Here is an 18,725-nt window from a genome sequence, read left to right as displayed (position 1 = left end):
CAATTTCGTCGAACGCGGCGTCCGGCGTCCCCGCCACCGGGTTAGATGACGTCATGTCGGGGCAGCCGGATGACATGGCGCTTCGGGCGGAACTGAGGCGCTTGCTCGCGGAGCTACCTCCTGAGCAGCGGTCGCAGCTGCCTACCGATGCCAACGGGGAGCCAACCCTTGAGGTCGTGTGGGCGCTCTACCGCTATGACCGTTCGGTCGACGGAGTCTTCAACTGGACCGAGGTCCGAAGGTTGACCCGAGCGGAAGGCGAGGCTGTTCAGGAAGCGCTCCGCGAGGTATACCAGGTCACGCGCGGTCTTGATGCCTTCCTTGCTTTTTCTTGGGGCGATCTGTGCAATGCCAGGAATGAATTGTTGAGGCAGGTGCGCATGGACACTCGTCCCCACGAGTTTATGCCGGCGCTAGTTGAGTTTCGGATCATCGGCTTCAGTACCGCCCTCAAGTTGTACCATGAGGATGTCTTGGCCAGGGTCCGTCGCGACGGTGATCGGAAGTTGACGGCCCGCGTCGAGGCAGAATTCTCCGCGACCTACGAAGGAAGCTTCGCCTATCGCCTCGCGTATGCGATGCGAAACTCCTTTCTGCATGGCGCTCGCGATCTAGTGACTCTCCACATGACCGCCCGACTTGCTGCTGACGGCGTAACCCGAGAGTCCGAGGCCAGAGCGGAACTCAAGAAATCTGCGTTCATCACGACTCGCACGAACGGCGCGGTCCGACAGGAAGTTCGGGAGACTGTCGACGAGCTGGATCTCTTTGAGCTGACGGCACAGGCATACACTGAGGTCCGGCTCCTCCAAGACCGACTTACCCCTTTGTTGCACCCTGAGGCGCCGGCGGCCGCAGCCCTAATCTCCCGCTACATTGAGGAGCTCAGGGGCGAGCGCCCGCATTTTCACGAGTATATTGATGGATGGCCGACTCGTGGCATACTGCAGACAATGACGTTAGACAAGGAGGGTCTTGCTTACGTCGCCGCGCAGGTGGGCAAGCAAGTTGACTTCGATGAGAGTCCACCGAGCGGTCCAATGGGTGCCCTCCCCGTCTACCCCAGGCACGACTGACTTGCGTCGCAGGCGAGTGTTGGGCAGGGGCACGAAGCTGATGGGCGAGCCCCTGACGTCGACTCTGGTCGCAGCGCCGACCCGCCGGTGGTCATCGCAGGCTCTCGACGGGCACGCCAGACCCCGCACCATGCCGGTCACCTGCGTCTTGATTGGCCAAACGGCGGCAGTCGCGCAAGGCAACCGCCCGGCCGTAGACGGGCCATCTCAGTCAGCGATCGCTCAGCGGTATCCCGCCGATGCAGGCCGGGCGGCGAGTTCTCCCGGTCAAGCGGCGATCAGCGGTGGTCGCTTCCCCGGACGAGCCGCGCAAGCCAGCGGGGGCGCCGGGGCCACGGCTGCTCTTCCAGCAGCAGGCTGGTGACGGCTCGTGGATCGTGTGTCGGCCAGTCCGCCCCGCGCCTGGCGGCCGACGCCTCGAGGAGCTGTTGCAGTCGAGGCTGGTCGGTTGTCCCCGTATCCAGGATGACGAGCCGGCCGCGCGAGTCGACGCTGACGTCGACGACTCCTCCGGTGGCCGTGAAGGTTCCCTTGACGTCGTACAGCAGGTCGTGGGCTGCGATCGCGTGCTGGGCGTGGCTCAGCGACTCGAAGGCGTACACCGCGTGGTCGCCGTCGAAGAGGAGCCGTGGCGGAGGGAACACATGAAAAGTCTCCCGGCAGACATGCCGAGTCGGACGGCGTTCCGCGTAGCGATGTCGAGTGGACGCTCTCCGCGGCCGTCAGGCGTTGGCGACCCTCATCGTGCGCTTCCAGAATGCGCGGCAAGGACCGCAGGTCAGCTCCTCAAGGACCGCGTCGAAGGGAACGCCGACTACGCGGGCACCAGCTCCTCCGGTGCAAGCCAGCACTTGTCGATTGGCGATGTCCACGACCAGGTGCATCGGTGCATCCCCATTGCGACCCCAACGTTCGGATGTGCCCACGGTCACCTGCATGTCGCCACGGTGCCGGGCTAGTGCTTCCAAGACTGGTTCTCGCCGGCTCACCACCCGACCGGACCCGCCTGGCGCCCACTCACCGTCGTGAACTGCTACCGCTTGACCGGGGCAGCTGGCGATCCGCGCTCGCTCAACGCGAGGCGCGCCCGCACCCTCCGTACCCACCTCTTCGACGGTGCACCGACGGGTCGCAAGGTTGCTCCTCCGGGGGCACGCATGGGGCACAGCCAGCCGTATACGGCCACGGACGGCCGCTCACGGCCGGACACGAGCGGGGCGGCGGCGACGCACAGAACAACGGCATCGCTGCAGGTCAGACCCACAAAACCCCTGGTGCGGAGGGCGTGGGATTCGAACCCACGAGACGGGAGTGGGTACCCGCCCAACGGTTTTCAAGACCGTCTCCATCGGCCACTCGGACAGCCCTCCTGAGGCACCAGTGTGCCGGAGGACCTACTCCGGCGGCAGCGGCCGGTAGCGCAGGTGCACGACCCCGTTCCCGAAGTCCTCGGCGCCGAGCAGCTCCATGGGCGTCCGGGGCGCGCCCTCGGGGAACAGGTACGGCCCCTCGCCGAGCGCAACCGGGTACTGGACGAGGTGGAGCTCGTCGACGAGGCCGTCGGCGAGCATCGCACGCACGAGCTGCACGCTGCCGCTCACGTACACGTCACCCTCGGTCGAGTCCCGAAGCGCCGCGATCCGATCGGCCTCGTAGCCGCCGAGCACGAACACCGGACCCCACGACGGGTCCTGCAGCGTGGACGACACGACGTGCTTCGGGGTGTCGTTGAAGAACGGCGCCCCCGGGTCGTCCTCGACCGTCCTCACGGACCACGCCGGCGCGAACATCTCGTACGTCCGCCGCCCGAGCAGGATCGCCCCGCACGTGCCTGTCACGGCGCCGAGCGCCCGCTCCATGCCGTCGGTGAAGGGGAAAGTCGCTGTCCACATCGGCGTGCCGACACAGCCGTCGACCGTCGTGAACTCGTGGACCTTGATCGCCATGGGGGTCGCTCCTCGAGGTCGGGATCCCGCGAGCAGTCTGCCCGCCCTTCCTCCGACCGGGTGGCGTCCGGCAACTCATCGGACGATGCATACCTACGGAGTCGTAACTTACGGAAGCGTAGGTTACAGTCGTTCGTGATGGCACTCCTCCGTACCGCGCCGATGCCGCCGCCGACGCCCCGTCGCGGTCCCCGCCTCGACGCCCTCGGCACCGCCGCCCGACGCGTCGCCGCCATGGCGCTCACCCCCCTCGTACCCGCCGACTACCTAGACCTCGTCGCCCCGCTCCGCAAGGGTGCCGACCTGCGCGCCAAGGTCGTCCGCCTCGAGCGCGAGACCCGCGACGCCACCACCGTCGTGCTGCGGCCCGGCGGCGACTGGCAGGGCCACGTCCCGGGCCAGTACGTCCGGCTCGGCATCGACGTCGACGGGGTGCGCCGCTGGCGCGCCTACTCCCTCACCTCGGTCCCCGCCGCCCCGGACGGCCTCATCTCCGTCACCGTCAAGGCCATCCCCGACGGCGTCGTGAGTCGGCACGTCCGTGACCGGCTCCGCCCCGGCACGATCGTCCAGCTCGACCAGGCGACCGGCGACTTCGTCCTCGGCGCGCACCGCGGCCCGACGCTGTTCCTCACCGCCGGCTCCGGCATCACCCCCGTCATGGGCATGCTCCGCAGCCGGCTCGACGCGCTCGACGACGTCGTCGTCGTCCACTCCGCCCCGACCCGCGACGACGTCGTGTTCGGGCCGCAGCTGCGCGCGTGGCACGCCGAGGGCCGGCTCCGGCTCGTCGAGCGCCGCACGGCGAGCGCCGGGATCCTCCACCCAAGCGCCCTCGACGACGTCGTCCCCGACTGGCGCGACCGCCACACCTGGGCGTGCGGTCCCACCGCGCTCCTCGACGACGCCGAGACCCACTGGGCCGACGCCGGCCTCGCCGACCGGCTCCACACCGAGCGTTTCCGCGCCACCGTCGTCGCCACCGGCGAGGGCGGCACCGTCACCTTCGCCCGCAGCGGCACGGACGTCGAGGCCGACGGAGCCACTCCCCTGCTCGACGCCGGCGAGGGTGCCGGTGTCCTCATGCCGTCCGGCTGCCGCATGGGCATCTGCTTCGGCTGCGTCGCCGGGCTGCGCTCCGGCGCGGTGCGCGACCTGCGCTCCGGCGAGCTCACCACCGCCGTCCCCGAGGACGGCGTCCGCATCCAGACCTGCGTCTCGGCGGCCGCCGGGCCGTGCGAGATCGACCTCTGAACCACCTGAGACCCACCAGGAGACCCACATGACGAGCACCCGCCTCACCACCGCGACCACCGAGCGCCGCCCGTTCTCGCCGAAGCCGTCCGGTAAGCCCGACCCGACCGCGCACCTGTCCGCGGAGCAGGTCGAGGCCCTCGGCCGGGAGCTCGACGCGCTGCGGCAGTCGGTCCTCGACTCCCGCGGCGAGGCCGACGCCGCCTACATCCACCGCGTCATCAGGACGCAGCGCACGCTGGAGCTCGGGAGCCGCGCCGTCCTGCTGTTCTCGCTGTTCCCGCCCGCATGGGTCGTCGGCACCGCCGGCCTCAGCGTGGCGAAGATCCTCGACAACATGGAGATCGGGCACAACATCCTCCACGGCCAGTGGGACTGGATGCGCGACCCGAAGATCCACTCCACGACGTGGGAGTGGGACCACGCCGCGCCGGCGGAGATGTGGAAGCGGAGCCACAACGAGCTCCACCACACGTACACGAACGTCATCGGCCACGACAACGACCTCGGCTACGGGATCATGCGGGTCGACGAGGACCAGAAGTGGTACCCGTCCTACGTCCTGCAGCCGCTGTGGAACTTCCTCAACGCGTGCTTCTTCGAGTACGGCATCGCCGCCTACGACCTCGAGCTCGGCAAGCACCTGCACTACAAGACGACCGACGACCCCGAGTTCCGCGCCGAGGCCGCAAAGGTCCTCCGGAAGATCCGCAAGCAGATGACGAAGGACTACGTCGTCCACCCGCTGCTGAGCGGGCCGTCGGTGCTCCACACCCTCACGGCGAACATGGTCGCCAACCTCGTCCGCAACCTGTGGTCGCACTCGGTGATCATGTGCGGGCACTTCCCCGAGGGCGTCGAGACGTTCGCCACCGACTCCATCGAGGGCGAGACCCGCGGCGAGTGGTACCTGCGGCAGATGATCGGCTCCGCGAACATCCGCGGCTCCAAGGCCATGCACATCATGACCGGCAACCTCTCCCACCAGATCGAGCACCACCTGTTCCCCGACCTGCCGAGCAACCGCTACGGCGAGATCGCCCCGCAGATCCGCGAGATCTTCGAGCGCTACGGGCTGTCGTACACGACCGGCACGCTGCCGCAGCAGGTCGCCTCCGCGTGGAAGCAGGTGTGGAAGCTGTCGCTGCCGAACGACACGAGCGCCGCGCAGACGGCCGCGATGCTCGGCCGCTCGGCGGGCCGGAAGCTGTCCGGTGCGGTGCGACGTCGCGTGGACGCGGTCCGCGGGCGCCGCCGGCCGGTCGCCCCGACGCCGCTCCGGACCCGCGCCGGGTCGCCGCGGGAAGCCGCCGCCTGACCCGCCGCCCGCCCGCCGCCGCGGCGGATTGCGCGGCGCCGTGCACGCGTTGCGCACGTCGTGACGGACTACGGCCACGACCTCCGCTTCGGCTTCTTCCTCACGCCGACCGCGGCCGAGCCGGAGCGCGTGCTCGCGCTCGCGACGCTCAGCGAGCAGCTCGGCCTCGACTACGTGACGGTCCAGGACCACCCGTACCAGTCGCAGTTCCTCGACACGTGGACGCTGCTCACGTGGCTCGCGGCCCGCACCGACCGGGTGTCGCTCGTGCCGAACGTCCTCAACCTGCCGCTGCGGCCACCGGCCGTCCTCGCCAGGTCGGTCGCGACGCTCGACGTGCTGTCCGGCGGCCGCGTCGAGCTCGGGCTCGGCACGGGGGCGTTCTGGGACGGCATCGCGGCGATGGGCGGCCCCCGGCTCGCGCCGGGTGAGGCCGTGACGGCGCTCGAGGAGGCCATCGCCGTGCTCCGCGGGCTGTGGGACACCTCGACGCGCTCCGTGACGGTCGACGGCACGCACCACCGGGTCGTCGGCGCCCGGCCCGGTCCCGCTCCCGCCCACGACGTCGGCGTCTGGGTCGGCGGCTACAAGCCGCGCATGCTCCGCCTCGTCGGCCGGCTCGCCGACGGCTGGCTCCCGAGCAGCCCGTACGCGCCGCCGGAGCAGCTCGCGACCATGAACGAGCGCATCGACGAGGCCGCCGTCGCCGCGGGCCGCGACCCGGCCGACGTCCGACGTCTCTACAACATCGGCGGGACCTTCGGCCGCGGGACGGGCGGCGACTTCCTCCAGGGCCCGCCGGAGGTGTGGGTCGAGCAGCTCGCCGAGCTCGCCCTCGCCGACGGCATGAGCGGCTTCGTCGCGATGGGCGACGACCCCGACCACCTGCGGCGCTTCGCGGCGGAGGTCGTGCCCGCGGTCCGGGAGCTCGTCGACGCCGAGCGCCGCCGGACCAGGACGGCCGACGCGACCGACGACGCGACCGACGACGGCGGGTCACGACCGCTCGCCACCACCACACGGCCCGAGGTCCGCGGGACGGTGCCGACGACCGAGGCGCCCGGCGGGCCGCCGCCCGGTCTCGGCGTCACCCCGACCGCCGATGACGGCACGCGGCTGAGCACCGAGCGGGTGTGGGACGAGGCCGACCGCCCGAGCGCCTCGCCGCCCGACCCGGACCGCACGTACACCGCGCACGAGCGCGCGGCGGGGCAGCACCTCGTCGACGTCCACGACCACCTGCGCACCGAGCTAGCCCGGCTCCGCGACCTCGTGGAGCAGGTCGCGAGCGGCGCCGTCGACCCGGGAGCGGCACGCTCCCACGTGGCGACGATGACGATCCGGCAGAACCGCTGGACCGTCGGCGCCTACTGCGTGCAGTACTGCCGCGTCGTCACCGGGCACCACACGCTGGAGGACGAGAGCGTCTTCCCCCACCTGCGGGGCGCCGACCCGGCGCTGGCGCCCGTGATCGACCGGCTCGAGGTCGAGCACCACGCGATCCACGACGTCCTCGAGCGGGTCGACCGCGCCCTCGTCGCGTTCGTCGGCGACCCCGACGGGCCGCAGACGCTGCAGCAGGCGGTCGACCTGCTCACCGACGCGCTCCTGTCCCACCTGGCGTACGAGGAGCGGGAGCTCGTGGAGCCGCTCGCGCGGCTCGGCTTCTACTGAGCGCCGGCGACCGGTTCGGTGCCCGGCACGGTGACGCCGGACCCGAGCCGCCGGCTGCCGAGCCACGCGAGCACCCCGACCCCGACGACCAGGAGGATGTCGCCGACGCTGAAGGTGTTGGCGAGCGGCAGCGGCGCGGGCCACGCGAAGACGTCGCCGAGGAACCACAGCACGGGGTCCTCGACGTGCCCGGAGTTGAGGAACTCGACGTCCGGGTCGAAGCCCGCAGCGCGCTCCGCCGCGGGCGAGGCGGGCAGCACCCCGCCGTTGAGCGCGATGGTCCCGCCGTTGAGGGCGGCGCCGAGCGAGATCACCCACAGGCCCGCGACCCGGCGGTTCGCCCAGAGGAACACCCCGGCGATGACGTACGTGAGGACGTGCCCGACCGGGGCGACGGGGCCGACGGGCAGCTCGATGACGACGACCTGCAGGGCGAGCGCGACGAAGGCGAGCCACGGCCAGCGCCAGCGGCGGTCGACGAGCGCCGGCATGCGACGCGCCACGAGGGGCGACAGGAGCGCGAGGAGCGCGACGACGACGACGAGCACGTCAGTGCACCTCCGCCGAGCCGCCGGCGCGGGCGGCGTCGGCCTCGGCGCGGAGCCGCTCGAGGACCTGCGGACCCGGCGCCGGCCGGCCGTGGAAGAAGCCCTGGACGGTGTCGCAGCCGACGGCGGACAGCGCGTCGCTCGTGGCGGCGTCCTCGACGCCCTCGGCCACCACCCGGAGACCGAGCTCACGCGCCATGCTGACGGTCGATCGCACGATGATGAAGTCCTCCGGGCGTCGGGCCATGTCGACGACGAACGTCTTGTCGATCTTCAGCTCGTCGACGTCGAGCCGTTTCAGGTAGCTGAGCGAGGCGTTGCCGGTGCCGTAGTCGTCGACCGCGATCCCGACGCCGAGACGGCGCAGCTCACGGACGACGACGTCGACGCGAACGGGGTCGGACAGGATGCCCGTCTCCGTCACCTCGATGACGAGGTTCTCGGCCGGTACGCCGTGCCGCTTGAGCGTGTCGGCGACGAGCGGCGGGAGGGCGAGGTCGGACAGCTGCCGGGCGGCGACGTTGACGGCGAGCCGCACCTCGTGGCCGTCGGCGGCCCAGCGGGCCAGCTCCGCGAGGGCGACGTCGAGGACGAAGGCCGTGAGCCGCGGGATCATGCCGGCGTTCTCGGCGAGCGGGACGAAGACGTCGGGGGGGACGTCGCCGCGGGCGGGGTGCCGCCAGCGCACGAGCGCCTCGACCCCGACGGTGCGTCCGTCCGCGACCCGCACCTGCGGCTGGAAGGCGACGCCGAGCGCGTCGGCGTCGAGCGCGGTGCGGAGGTCGTCGATGAGCTGGAGCCGGTCGACGGAGTTGACGTCGTGGTCCGGCGAGTACGTCGCCCAGCGCCCGCGCTCCCCCTTGGCGTCGTAGAGCGCGACGTCGGCGTTCTTCATGAGCTCCGAGGGGCTCGTCCCGTGCTGCGGGGCGGCCGCGATCCCGGCGCTGGCGCGCACCAGCAGGCGCAGGTCGCCGACGAGGACGGCCTCGTCGAAGGCGTCGAGCAGGGTGCGCGCCACCTGCTCCGCCTCGTCGATGGGGCCGGGCACGACGACGGCGAACTCGTCGCCCCCGAGTCGCGCGACCATCCCGCTGTCGCCGACGGTCGCGACGAGCCGCTTCGCGACCTGGCGCAGCAGCTCGTCGCCGACCGGGTGCCCGAGGGTGTCGTTGACGTCCTTGAAGTGGTCGAGGTCGAGGAGCACGAGACCCGGTCCCCCGCCGCCCGCCTCCTCGGCGTGGTGGAGGCCCCGTTGCAGACGGCCGCGGAGGAGCTCGCGGTTGCCCAGCCCGGTGAGCCCGTCGTGCAGCGCCTCCTGCTCGCGCCGCGTCACCTCCGCCGCGATGCGGTGGAGCACGACGACGGGAACGGCGAGCAGCGCGATGAAGACGCTCCCGGCCTGCAGGCCGATCGCCGCCAACGGCGCGACGGCGACGAGCATGACCTGCACGGTGACGGTGAAGCGCAGGTCCTGGACGACAGCACGGCTGAACGGCTGCTCGGTCGTGACGGCCACGGCGGCGGCGACGAGGCACTGGTTGACGACGACGAAGACGACCCCGGACGCGAGCAGCGGCAGCACCAGTCCGGCGCGCATCTCGACCGGCCCCCCACCGAGCGGGATCCCTGCCAGGAGAGCGAACGCCACCCACGCGGCGGCGAGCGACAGCACGTACTGGCCGGCGTTGAAGGCGACGGTCCTGACCCCCCGGCGGGACAGGGCGTCGTCGAGCAGCGAGGCGGCGAGCAGCGTGAGGACCGCGAGGCCGAGGCCGCCCACCGCGAGGATCGGCAGGAGGAACGGCAGCGACAGGGTGACGTAGTCGACGTCGTCGCCCCGGGAGACCGCGATCGGCCGGGTCTCCCCCGCGAGGACGAGCGCCGCGAGGAGGAGGAAGCCGACGGGGTGCTCGCCGAGGGGCGACCAGTCCTGCGCCGCCACGGACAGCACGGCGACCGCGGTCCCGAGGACCGCGGTCACCGTGGAGAGCACCGTCAGGCGGGTGCTCGTGGTCGTCGGCAGGCTGCCTCCGGCCCGGAGCGGGCTGTCAGCCGCCGAACTTCTTGGGGGCGCCGACGACGGCGACGATCGTGAGGATCGTGCCGGTGGCGGCGGCCAGGCGAACGTAGGCCTCGTCCTTGGAGATGTGGAGCTTCTTCATGGGGTCCTCCGGGAGCATCGAGCGACCTGGTCGTCGCAGTGAGTGGGCCGGGCCGCGTCGCGACCTCACCTCTCCCTTCGGCCAGCATGGCACTGCTGTTGAGCGCTCGGGAGCAGGTTGTCACCCAACGACAGCGGAGCGCCAGGACAAAACAGACGATTGTCGTCCTATTCGGTCACACGATCCCGGGTAGGGGAGTGACGTCGGCCGTCGACCGGCGGCCGAGCACCCACCCCGACCGAGCGAGGACACCATGACCCGACGACCGACGACCGCCATGGCGGTGCTGACCGGTGCGGCGCTGGCTGCGAGCACCACTGCGACCGCGTGGGCGGCTCCGCCCGACCACGCCAAGGGCCGTGGCGGCGGCCCCCCGGCCGCCGAGGACTCCTACCCGGTCGACGGGGACTTCACCGACACGTGGACGCGGACCGCCGCCGCCACCTGGGAGCTGGACGACAGCAACACCCTCCCCCTGCTCGAGGAGTCGCCCGTCGAGCCCATGAGCGACGAGGTCTGGGTGTGGGACACGTGGCCCCTCACGGGGCTCGACACCCGGACGGAGAACGTCCGGGGCTGGAAGATCGCGTTCTCCCTCACCGCCGACAAGGACCTCGACTTCGTCGAGCGGCACTGGACGGCGGAGATCGGTTACTTCATCTCCCGCGACGGGCGGGACTGGCAGTACCAGGGCGACCTGTTCCCCGAGGACGTCGACCCGCCGGGGCAGCGGGAGTGGGCGGGGTCGTCGGTCATCGTCGGCGACCGCGTCTACCACTACTACACCGCCTCGGGCACGGAGGGCGCGGCCGACGGCGACCTCGAGTACTTCCGCCAGCGCCTGGCCGTCGCGAGCGCCCGCATCGTCGCCGGTCCCGACGGTGTGGAGTTCACGGACTGGACCGATCACGAGATCATCGCGGCTGCCGACGGGGAGCTGTACCAGAGCCTCGAGCAGTCCGCCGGCAGCCCGATCATCTACGGCTTCCGCGACCCGTGGGTCTTCCGCAACCCCGACGACGGCGAGATCTACATGCTCTTCGAGGGCAACACGCCCGGGGCGCGCGCCGAGTGCGACGAGGACGACCTGGGGCCCGGTCCCTACCCGCCACTGGAGGAGGGGGCCGGCTTCTACAACGGCAACATCGGCCTCGCTGCCTCCGAGGGCGGGAGCATGACGGAGTTCGAGCTCCTGCCCCCGATCATGTCGGCGAACTGCGTGAACCAGCAGCTGGAGCGGCCGCACGCGACGTTCCGCGGTGGCGACGTCTACCTGTGGACCATCACCCACAAGTTCACATTCGCGCCCGCCCTGCAGGACACCGGGTCCGACGCTCTGGTCGGCTTCGTCGGCCCGTCGCTGCGCAGCGACTACGAGCCGCTCAACGGCAGCGGGCTCGTGCTGTCGAACCCGCCGGAGAACAACACGCAGTCGTACTCCTGGTACGTCATGCCCGGCGGCTTCGTCGAGTCCTTCCTCGACAACGTCGAGGGCGAGTACATCGGCTCCCTCGGCGGCACCGCGAAGATCGCCATCCAGGGGCAGGCCCGCACGAAGCTGGTGAAGGTGTTCGACACCCCCTTCATCCGCTGACGCGGGCGCCGGGCGGCGCGCGGTCACCTCGCGCGCCGCCCGGCACCGGGCGTCACGACGCGTCGTGCTCCGGCGGCTCGAGGGCCCCCGTCATGATCGCGACGGTGTCCTGCATCGAGTGGCTCTGCGGGGTCACGACGCACGCCCGCTTCCCCAGCCGGTGGATGTGGATGCGGTCGGCGATCTGGAACACGTGCGGCATGTTGTGGCTGATGAGCACCACGGGCATGCCCTTGTCCCGGACGTCCTCGATGAGCTTCAGCACGCGGTTCGACTCCTTGACCCCGAGCGCCGCGGTCGGCTCGTCCATGATGACGACCCGGCTGCCGAAGGCTGCCGCACGCGCGACGGCGACCGCCTGACGCTGTCCGCCGGACAGCGTCTCCACCGCCTGGCCCATGTTCTGGACAGTCAGCACGCCGAGGTCGTCGAGGTGCCGGGCGGCGTCGGCCCGCATGCCCTTGTGGTCGAGCTGACGGAAGACCCGCCCGAGGAAGCCGCCCCTGCGCCGCTCGCGACCGAGGAACAGGTTGCTCGCGATGTCGAGCGACGGGGAGACCGCCAGCGTCTGGTGGACGGTCTCGATGCCGGCGGCCCGCGCCTCGAGGGGGTTCTCGAAGTGGACCTTCTTTCCGTCGAGCCGGATCTCGCCCTCGTCGGGCACGACGGCACCGGAGAGGCACTTGATGAGGCTCGACTTGCCGGCGCCGTTGTCGCCGATGACCGCGAGGATCTCCCCCTGGCGGAGGGAGAACTCGGCGTGGTCGACCGCAGTGACCCGGCCGTAGCGCTTGACGAGGCCCGACGCCCCGAGCACCTCGGGGGCCTTGTCGTCGGGCGCCCTGTGCGGGTGGTGGTCGTAGACGTGGGCGGTCTCGCTGGTGGCTGTGCTCATGCGGGCTTCCTGATCCACTGGTCGATGGAGACGGCGACGATGACGAGCACCCCGACGGCGAAGTTCTGCCACAGCGACTCGATGCCGACGAGGGTGAGTCCGTTGCGGAACACCCCGACGATGAGGGCACCGACGAGGGTGCCGACGATGGCGCCGCGACCGCCGAAGAGGCTGGTGCCGCCGAGCACGACGGCGGTGATGGAGTTGAGGTTGTCGTCGATACCGGCCTGGGGGCTGGCCGCGGCGATGCGCCCGATGAGGACCCACGCCGCGAGCCCGTAGACGAGCCCGGCGACGGCGTAGACCGACAGCAGCATCTTGTTGACGCGGATGCCCGACAGGCGCGCGGCCTCGCGGTCGTCACCGATCGCGTACACGTGCCGGCCCCAGCCCGTCTGCCGCAGCGCGTAGGCGAGGGCAGCGCACGTGAGGATGAGGACGACCGAGCCGACCGTGAAGTTCGTGCCGAGGACGTTGAACGTGTTGCCCATGACGAGGAGCCACGGCGACATGTCGGTGCCGCGGACGGTCGCCGACTCCGAGATGAAGAGGTTGAGGGCGAAGAAGATGTTGAGGGTGCCGAGCGTCACGATGAAGGGCGGCAGCTTGAGCCTCGTGACGAGGAACCCGTTGACGAGCCCGCACAGCAGCCCGACGGCGAAGCCGGCGAGCAGGGCCATGGGTCCCGGTAACCCGGCCTCGGCCGAGAGCTTCGCCATGACGATCGACGACAGCACCATGATTGCACCGACGGACAGGTCGATGCCGGCGGTGAGGATGATGAGCGTCTGCCCGAGCGCGAGGACACCGACGACGGCGACCTGCTGGATGATCAGCGAGATGTTCGTGGGGTCGAGGAATCGGTCGCTGGCGACCGAGAAGATGATGACCGAGAGCAGCAGGACGGCGGCGGGCCCGAGGACCGGGTAGGAGTGCAGCGCCTCCCGGACCTTGTGGCTCCACGGTCGCTTGGGCTCGGGGAGGTCGGGCGGGCTGGACGCCGCGGTGGGGGCGGTTGTCGTCATGAGGGTCCTCTCCGTCGAGGTGGCGCAGATGGTGCCCCCGACCCGGGGGTTCGTCGACCCCCGGGTCGGAGACGGTCAGGTGCGGGTCAGCCCCAGCAGTTGTCGAGACCCCAGGCGGTGTCCTCGGACTCGACGCCCTCGACGGGCTCGTCGGTGATGAGCGTGACGCCGGTGTCGAAGAAGTCGAGACCGTCCGTCGGCTCCGGCACCGTGCCGTCCTCCGCGTACTGGGCGACCGCCTCGACGCCCAGGGAGGCCATCTCGAGCGGGAACTGCATCGAGGTGGCCCCGATGATCCCCGACTGCACGTCCTCGACGCCCGGGCAGCCCCCGTCGATCGACACGATCGTCACCTGGTCCTCGAGGCCGGCGGCCTTGATCGCCTCGTACGCGCCCGCGGCCGCCGGCTCGTTGATCGTGTAGACGAGGTTGATGCCCGGGTCCTTCTGGAGGAGGTTCTCCATCGCGGTCCGCCCGCCCTCGGGGGCGCCGTCGGTGAAGTCGTGACCGACGATCCGCGGGTCGCTCTCGTCGCCGATGACGGCGGGGTCGGCGACGTCGATGCCGAAGCCCTGAAGGAAGCCCTGGTCACGGGCGACGTCGACGCTCACGCCGTTGGCGTTGAGGTCGAGCATGGCGATCTTCGCCTCCTCGCCCGTCTCCTCGAACTTCGCGGCCGCCCACTGCCCGATGAGCTCACCGGCCTTGAAGTTGTCGGTCGCGAACGTGGCGTCGGCGGCGTCCGCCGGCTCGAGCTGGGTGTCGAGGGCGATGACGAGCAGGCCCGCGTCCCGGGCGGCCTGGACGCTCGGGACGATGGCCTTCGAGTCGCTGGGCGTGAGCAGGATGCCGCTCGCGCCCGCGGAGATGAGGTTCTCGATCGCCTCGACCTGACTCTGGTTGTCGCCGTCCTGCGTACCGGCGAAGGACTGCAGCTCGAGCCCGAGCTCGTCCGCCTTCGCCTCGGCACCCTCCTTCATCTTGACGAAGAAGGGGTTGGTGTCGGTCTTGGTGACGAGGCCGACGAGCACCTCGTCGCTGCTGCCACCGCCGGCGGCCCCGGACGCGTCGCCCCCGGCCTCGGCACCGGAGTCGCCGCATGCGGCGAGCGCGACGAGCGAGGCGGCGGCGAGGATCGCCATCGATGTGGTCCTGCGGGTCATCAAAGTCCTCCTTCGGACCTCGGGTCCGCTGTCGCCTCGATGCGACAACGTTGTCAGCCAGACGCTAGCGGACGCCCCTCGCGGTGTGTCAACCAGTGAGACCAAACCGTGATGCAGCGGGGACAGAATGGACATACGTCGCACGACCAGGGTCGCTCTGGACGACATCGTTGTCACACGGCACCATGTCGAGCATGGCGACGGGGACAGATCGGTCCGACCTGTCCGTGCGGACCCCCGTCAGCCGCCGTGCGCGGGGGCGCGCCACCATGCGTGACGTCGCGCAGCTCGCCGGTGTGGGGATCAAGACGGTCTCGCGCGTCGTCAACCGCGAGAGCGGCGTCTCCCCGGCCATGGCGGCGCGCGTGGAGGCCGCTGTCCAGGCGCTGGGCTACCGCCCGGACGCCGGGGCCAGCGCCCTGCGTCGGGCCGACGGCCGCTCCTCCGCCATCGGCGTCGTCGTCGACGACGTCGCGAACGGCTTCGCAGGTGCGCTGCTGCGGGCCGTGGAGAAGGTCGCGAGCGAGCAGGGGACCGTCGTGCTGGCGGGCAGCGCCGACGAGGACGGAGCGCGCGAGGCCGAGGTCGCGCGGGCCTTCGTCGACCGCAGGGTCGACGGCCTCGTCGTGGCGCCGTCCGGCAGGGCCATGGCCCAGCTCGAGGAGGAGCTCCGCACCGGGCTGCCCGTCGTGGTCGTCGACCGGGCGACCCCCGGGCTGCCGGTCGACCAGGTGGTGTCGACGAACGAGGTGGGGGCCGCCGTGGCGGTCCGCCACCTCCTCGAGCACGGCCACCGGCGCGTGGCGTACCTCGGCGACCTCGGAAGGATCTCGACGGCGCGGGAACGCGTGGCCGGATACCACCGTGCGCTCACCGAGGCCGGCGTCGAGCCCGATGCCGCCCTCGTCGTGGAGGACCTCCACACCCGGGCCGCCGCCGAGGCCGCCACGCTGCGGCTGCTGGCCGGGGACCTGCCCCCGGAACGTCGGCCGACCGCCCTGTTCTGCGCCCAGCACCGGGTGACCGCGGGCGCCCTCAGTGCTCTCCACCACCTCGGCCGGCAGCGCGAGGTCGCGATGGTGGGCTTCGACGACTTCCTCTTCGCCGACCTGCTGGAGCCCGGGGTCACCGTCGTCGCCCAGGACCCGGGGAGCATGGGCCACCAGGCTGCCACCGCGCTCTTCGCCCGCATCGACGGGCTCCAGGAGCCGCCGCGCACGCTGTGGGTGCCCACGACCCTGCTCCGACGCGGCAGCGGCGAGATCCCGCCCGGGCGCTGACGCCGGCCCCGGCGGGACCTCGCAGCCTCACATCGGCGTGACCCGCAGGCCGGTCACCCTGGCCGTGCCGCCCTCCGCGACGACGCGGACCCGGTCGCTGCCCGCCGGCGGGAAGACGAGGTCGGTCACGAGCACGAGCCCGTCGTCGGCCACCACCTCCACGGACGAACGGTCGAGGTACACGGTGAGGCGCACCGACCCGTCGGGGCCGAGCGGCAGGCGTGCCCGCTCCTCGCTGGCGAAGGCGGGGTGGAAGCCGACGAGGCCCGAGCGGCGGCGGTCGACGACGAGCTCGTCCGTGCGAGAGTCGTAGCCGACGAAGGTGCCGACACCCTTACCCGCCCTCAGCTCGACGCCGGAACGGTCCGAGTCGTCCGGGTGGAGCACGAGGTCGACGCGGGCGCTGTCGCCGGTCCGCACGGGCAGGGTGCGGCGTCCGTCGTCGACCTCCACGTCGAGCGCGCGGCTCGAGGGCGCCTCCGTCCGGACGGCGGACGCGACCGGGACCTGCCGGAGCACGACCTCGCCGTCGATCTCGGTGAGGGTGAGCTCGCGCGGCACGGTCATCTGGCCGCGCCAGGGGCTCGTGGGCACGTCCTGGGCGTACTGCCAGTTGCTCATCCACGCGATGGTCCACCGGGCCCCGTCGGGCTGGTCCTCCCACGAGACGGCCGCGTAGTAGTCCCGGCCGTGGTCCAGCCAGCGGGCTCGCTCCAGCGCCGACCGGGCCGGCGCGTCCGCCAGCACCACGTGGTCGACGTTCACGTGACCCCAGCCCTCGCTGCTGCGGTCGACGACCTCCAGCCGCGCGGTACGGCCCCGCAGGTCGCGGACGTCCCACGCCACCCAGTCCAGCGTCTCGCTGTCCTGTCCCGTGGCGGAACGGACGACCTCGCCGTCGACCACGAGGTGGACCGCGGTCTCCCGCGAGCGCGGGGACGCGGGTTCCGGGCCCATGACGACGTGGTCGACGAGCACGTGTCCCCAGCCCCCGGAGACCGTGTCGACGAGCCGGAGGCGCGCCTCGCGGCCCCGCAGGTCCGAGACGTCCCAGGAGTCCCAGTCGAGGACACCGCTCTCCCGACCGGACGCGCTCCGCACGGGCTGCCCGTCGACGAGGAGCTGCACCGCCGTGCCCGCGTGCGGCCCGCCGCCCACGAGCAGGCTGATGTGGTCGTCGGTCACCGTGAAGGGCGGCGACGTCGCGGTCCCGGTCGCGGAGTCGGGGGGCGGGGAGCAGGGGTCGGCGAGGTAGTGGTCGTAGGAGTTCGCGAGACGCTCACCGAGGTATCCCGTGACCCCCACCTGGCAGCGCGCGTCGCCCGCCACGGGCTCCGGCCCGAAGGCCGTCCCCGTGACGGTCCAGCCGTCCCACCCGCCCTCGAAGTCCGCCAGGACCGTGCCCGCTGGTGGCGTCCCGTCGCCGGTACCGGGGAGCCGCGAGTGCGCCCCGCCGCCCACCAGCAGGTTGACCCAGTCGCGGTCCAGGACGAACGGAGGCGAGGTGAGGGTCCCGGTCGGGGCGTCACCGCCGAGGAAGCTGTTGACGAGCCCGTCGCCGCGGAAGCCGCTCACCTTCTGCTGTCCCGGGAGCGTGCCCGCGGCCGGGCCGTCGCCGAACGCCGTGCCGGTCGTCGTCCAGCCCGCCCCGTAGGTCGCGTCCTCGAAGTCGGCGACCACACGGCCCGGCGGCGGCTCGTAGCTGCCGTCGTCGTCGCTGGTGAAGGTCGTGCCGTCGAAGTCCCCGACGAAGTACTGCGCACCCGAGCCGCCGGCGATCGACCCGGGGTTGAGGTTGACGACGAGCACCCAGCGCGTCCGCGTCGGGTCCCCGTCGACCGGCAGCTCGAACAGGTCGGGGACCTCCCACACCCCACCGGTCGCGCCCGCCGGGCCGAACGTGCTCATGAGCTCCCAGTCCTTGAGGTCGCGGGACTCGTAGAAGGCGATGCGGCGCGCGCTCGACAGAGCCAGCGACATCACCCACTTCTGCTCCGGCTCGTACCAGAACACCTTGGGGTCGCGGAACTCGTACGGGTCGAAGCCGTCAGGCTCGGCCCGCAGCACGGGGTTGCCCGCGTAGCGCGTCCAGGTGCGCCCGTCGTCGAGGCTGTAGGCGAGGGACTGCGCCTGGTGGCGCGTGCTGTCCTCGTACCAGCTGGTGTAGACGGCGACCATCGCGGGGTTGCCGGGCTCACCGAAGCCCGAGGTGTTGGCGTGGTCGACGACCACGCCCCCCGAGAAGATGCGCTCCTGGGGCGAGCCCTCGAGCGCGACGGGCAGCTCCTGCCAGCTGGTGAGGTCCCGGCTCACCGCGTGTCCCCACGACATGTTCCCCCAGCGGTCACCCTCCGGGTTGTACTGGAAGAACAGGTGGTACTCACCGTCCTTGTGGACCAGACCGTTGGGGTCGTTGAGCCAGTTCTCCCGCGGCGAGAAGTGGTACGCGGGCCGGAACAGCTCGTGGTCGGTGCTGGCGCCGCTCCCCGTGGCACCAGGCGTCGTGGGCGGGCGGGCGGTCGCGGGGGCCGTGACGAGCACGGCGGCGACGGCGACGAGCGCCGCGGTCACGCGGGTGGTCCGCACGGGGGTGTCCTCCTCGTCGAGGCGCTGCACGGGGTCGGGTCCCCCGGCAGACAACGATGTCTGTCCCGGCGACCCTAACCAGGGACCTCCACGAGCGTCCAGATTGCGCACATCGTCCCCGCCACACGGCAGGGCGACCGACTAGCTGTGATGCCCAGGGAGGTTGGTCAGTCGGGTGACCGGTGGCTTGCCTCCGAGGGCGGA

The 18,725-nt window shown here is 71.5% G+C and carries 15 protein-coding genes and 1 tRNA gene; 6 read left to right on the top strand and 10 right to left on the bottom strand.

Annotated features, from left to right (window positions below; all coding sequences use genetic code 11):
* Positions 1-53: 53 nt before the first annotated feature.
* Positions 54-1,076 carry a hypothetical protein gene (locus WAB14_RS10735; protein WP_340269686.1) on the top strand — a complete coding sequence of 341 codons (1,023 nt, stop codon included), beginning with the start codon at positions 54-56 and terminating at the stop codon, positions 1,074-1,076.
* A 278-nt stretch (positions 1,077-1,354) separates the two neighbouring features.
* On the opposite strand, the gene WAB14_RS10730 is transcribed toward WAB14_RS10735, so the two are convergent.
* The 3 genes from WAB14_RS10730 to WAB14_RS10720 all read right to left on the bottom strand — a co-directional run bounded on the left by WAB14_RS10730 (position 1,355) and on the right by WAB14_RS10720 (position 3,022).
* Positions 1,355-1,720 (bottom strand): hypothetical protein, encoded by a 366-nt coding sequence (locus tag WAB14_RS10730; RefSeq protein ID WP_340269685.1) that lies wholly within the window; start codon positions 1,718-1,720, stop codon positions 1,355-1,357.
* Between the two features lie 633 nt (positions 1,721-2,353).
* Positions 2,354-2,446, bottom strand: a tRNA-Ser gene (locus WAB14_RS10725).
* Positions 2,447-2,470: 24 nt separating this feature from the next.
* Positions 2,471-3,022, bottom strand: a complete 552-nt coding sequence (locus tag WAB14_RS10720) for a dihydrofolate reductase family protein (protein WP_340269684.1) — start codon at positions 3,020-3,022, stop codon at positions 2,471-2,473.
* A gap of 138 nt (positions 3,023-3,160) precedes the next feature.
* On the opposite strand from WAB14_RS10720, the gene WAB14_RS10715 reads away from it, so the two are divergent.
* From WAB14_RS10715 to WAB14_RS10705, 3 genes are read left to right on the top strand one after another with little or no spacing between them, the layout of a single operon-like run.
* Positions 3,161-4,276 carry a ferredoxin reductase gene (locus WAB14_RS10715; RefSeq protein ID WP_340269683.1) on the top strand — a complete coding sequence of 372 codons (1,116 nt, stop codon included), beginning with the start codon at positions 3,161-3,163 and terminating at the stop codon, positions 4,274-4,276.
* Positions 4,277-4,304: 28 nt separating this feature from the next.
* Positions 4,305-5,594 (top strand): fatty acid desaturase family protein, encoded by a 1,290-nt coding sequence (locus WAB14_RS10710; RefSeq protein ID WP_340269682.1) that lies wholly within the window; start codon positions 4,305-4,307, stop codon positions 5,592-5,594.
* Between the two features lie 60 nt (positions 5,595-5,654).
* A complete protein-coding gene (locus WAB14_RS10705; protein ID WP_340269681.1) occupies positions 5,655-7,268 on the top strand; it encodes an LLM class flavin-dependent oxidoreductase in 1,614 nt (537 codons plus the stop codon).
* Here the strand turns inward: WAB14_RS10705 and WAB14_RS10700 are convergent.
* From WAB14_RS10700 to WAB14_RS10690, 3 genes are read right to left on the bottom strand one after another with little or no spacing between them, the layout of a single operon-like run.
* Positions 7,262-7,816, bottom strand: coding sequence for a DUF5317 domain-containing protein (locus WAB14_RS10700; protein WP_340269680.1), 555 nt, complete (start codon positions 7,814-7,816; stop codon positions 7,262-7,264). The two genes, WAB14_RS10705 and WAB14_RS10700, sit on opposite strands and share 7 nt — an antisense overlap.
* A 1-nt stretch (position 7,817) precedes the next feature.
* Complete coding sequence (locus tag WAB14_RS10695; RefSeq protein WP_340269679.1) at positions 7,818-9,809, bottom strand: putative bifunctional diguanylate cyclase/phosphodiesterase; 1,992 nt, start codon at positions 9,807-9,809, stop codon at positions 7,818-7,820.
* Between the two features lie 55 nt (positions 9,810-9,864).
* Entirely contained in the window at positions 9,865-9,996 is a 132-nt protein-coding gene (locus WAB14_RS10690; RefSeq protein ID WP_340269678.1) for a hypothetical protein, read from the bottom strand.
* Positions 9,997-10,231: 235 nt separating this feature from the next.
* Here WAB14_RS10690 and WAB14_RS10685 point away from each other — a divergent pair, with 235 nt between their 5' ends.
* A complete protein-coding gene (locus WAB14_RS10685) occupies positions 10,232-11,572 on the top strand; it encodes a glycoside hydrolase family 68 protein (RefSeq protein ID WP_340269677.1) in 1,341 nt (446 codons plus the stop codon).
* Between the two features lie 52 nt (positions 11,573-11,624).
* On the opposite strand, the gene WAB14_RS10680 is transcribed toward WAB14_RS10685, so the two are convergent.
* The 3 genes from WAB14_RS10680 to WAB14_RS10670 all read right to left on the bottom strand — a co-directional run bounded on the left by WAB14_RS10680 (position 11,625) and on the right by WAB14_RS10670 (position 14,655).
* Positions 11,625-12,467, bottom strand: coding sequence for an ATP-binding cassette domain-containing protein (locus WAB14_RS10680; RefSeq protein WP_340269676.1), 843 nt, complete (start codon positions 12,465-12,467; stop codon positions 11,625-11,627).
* On the bottom strand, positions 12,464-13,492 hold the full coding sequence (locus tag WAB14_RS10675) for an ABC transporter permease (protein WP_340269675.1): 1,029 nt from the start codon (positions 13,490-13,492) through the stop codon (positions 12,464-12,466). The genes WAB14_RS10680 and WAB14_RS10675 overlap by 4 nt, the downstream gene beginning before the upstream one ends.
* Before the next feature lie 86 nt (positions 13,493-13,578).
* Entirely contained in the window at positions 13,579-14,655 is a 1,077-nt protein-coding gene (locus tag WAB14_RS10670) for a sugar ABC transporter substrate-binding protein (protein ID WP_340269674.1), read from the bottom strand.
* A 194-nt stretch (positions 14,656-14,849) separates the two neighbouring features.
* On the opposite strand from WAB14_RS10670, the gene WAB14_RS10665 reads away from it, so the two are divergent.
* On the top strand, positions 14,850-15,935 hold the full coding sequence (locus WAB14_RS10665) for a LacI family DNA-binding transcriptional regulator (RefSeq protein ID WP_340269673.1): 1,086 nt from the start codon (positions 14,850-14,852) through the stop codon (positions 15,933-15,935).
* A gap of 27 nt (positions 15,936-15,962) precedes the next feature.
* Here WAB14_RS10665 and WAB14_RS10660 read toward each other — a convergent pair whose 3' ends face one another.
* Complete coding sequence (locus WAB14_RS10660; protein ID WP_340269671.1) at positions 15,963-18,521, bottom strand: GH32 C-terminal domain-containing protein; 2,559 nt, start codon at positions 18,519-18,521, stop codon at positions 15,963-15,965.
* Between the last annotated feature and the right edge of the window lie 204 nt (positions 18,522-18,725).

The organism is Aquipuribacter nitratireducens (assembly GCF_037860835.1).
Lineage (GTDB): Bacteria > Actinomycetota > Actinomycetes > Actinomycetales > JBBAYJ01 > Aquipuribacter > Aquipuribacter nitratireducens.
This window is presented reverse-complemented; position numbering and strand designations above follow the sequence as displayed.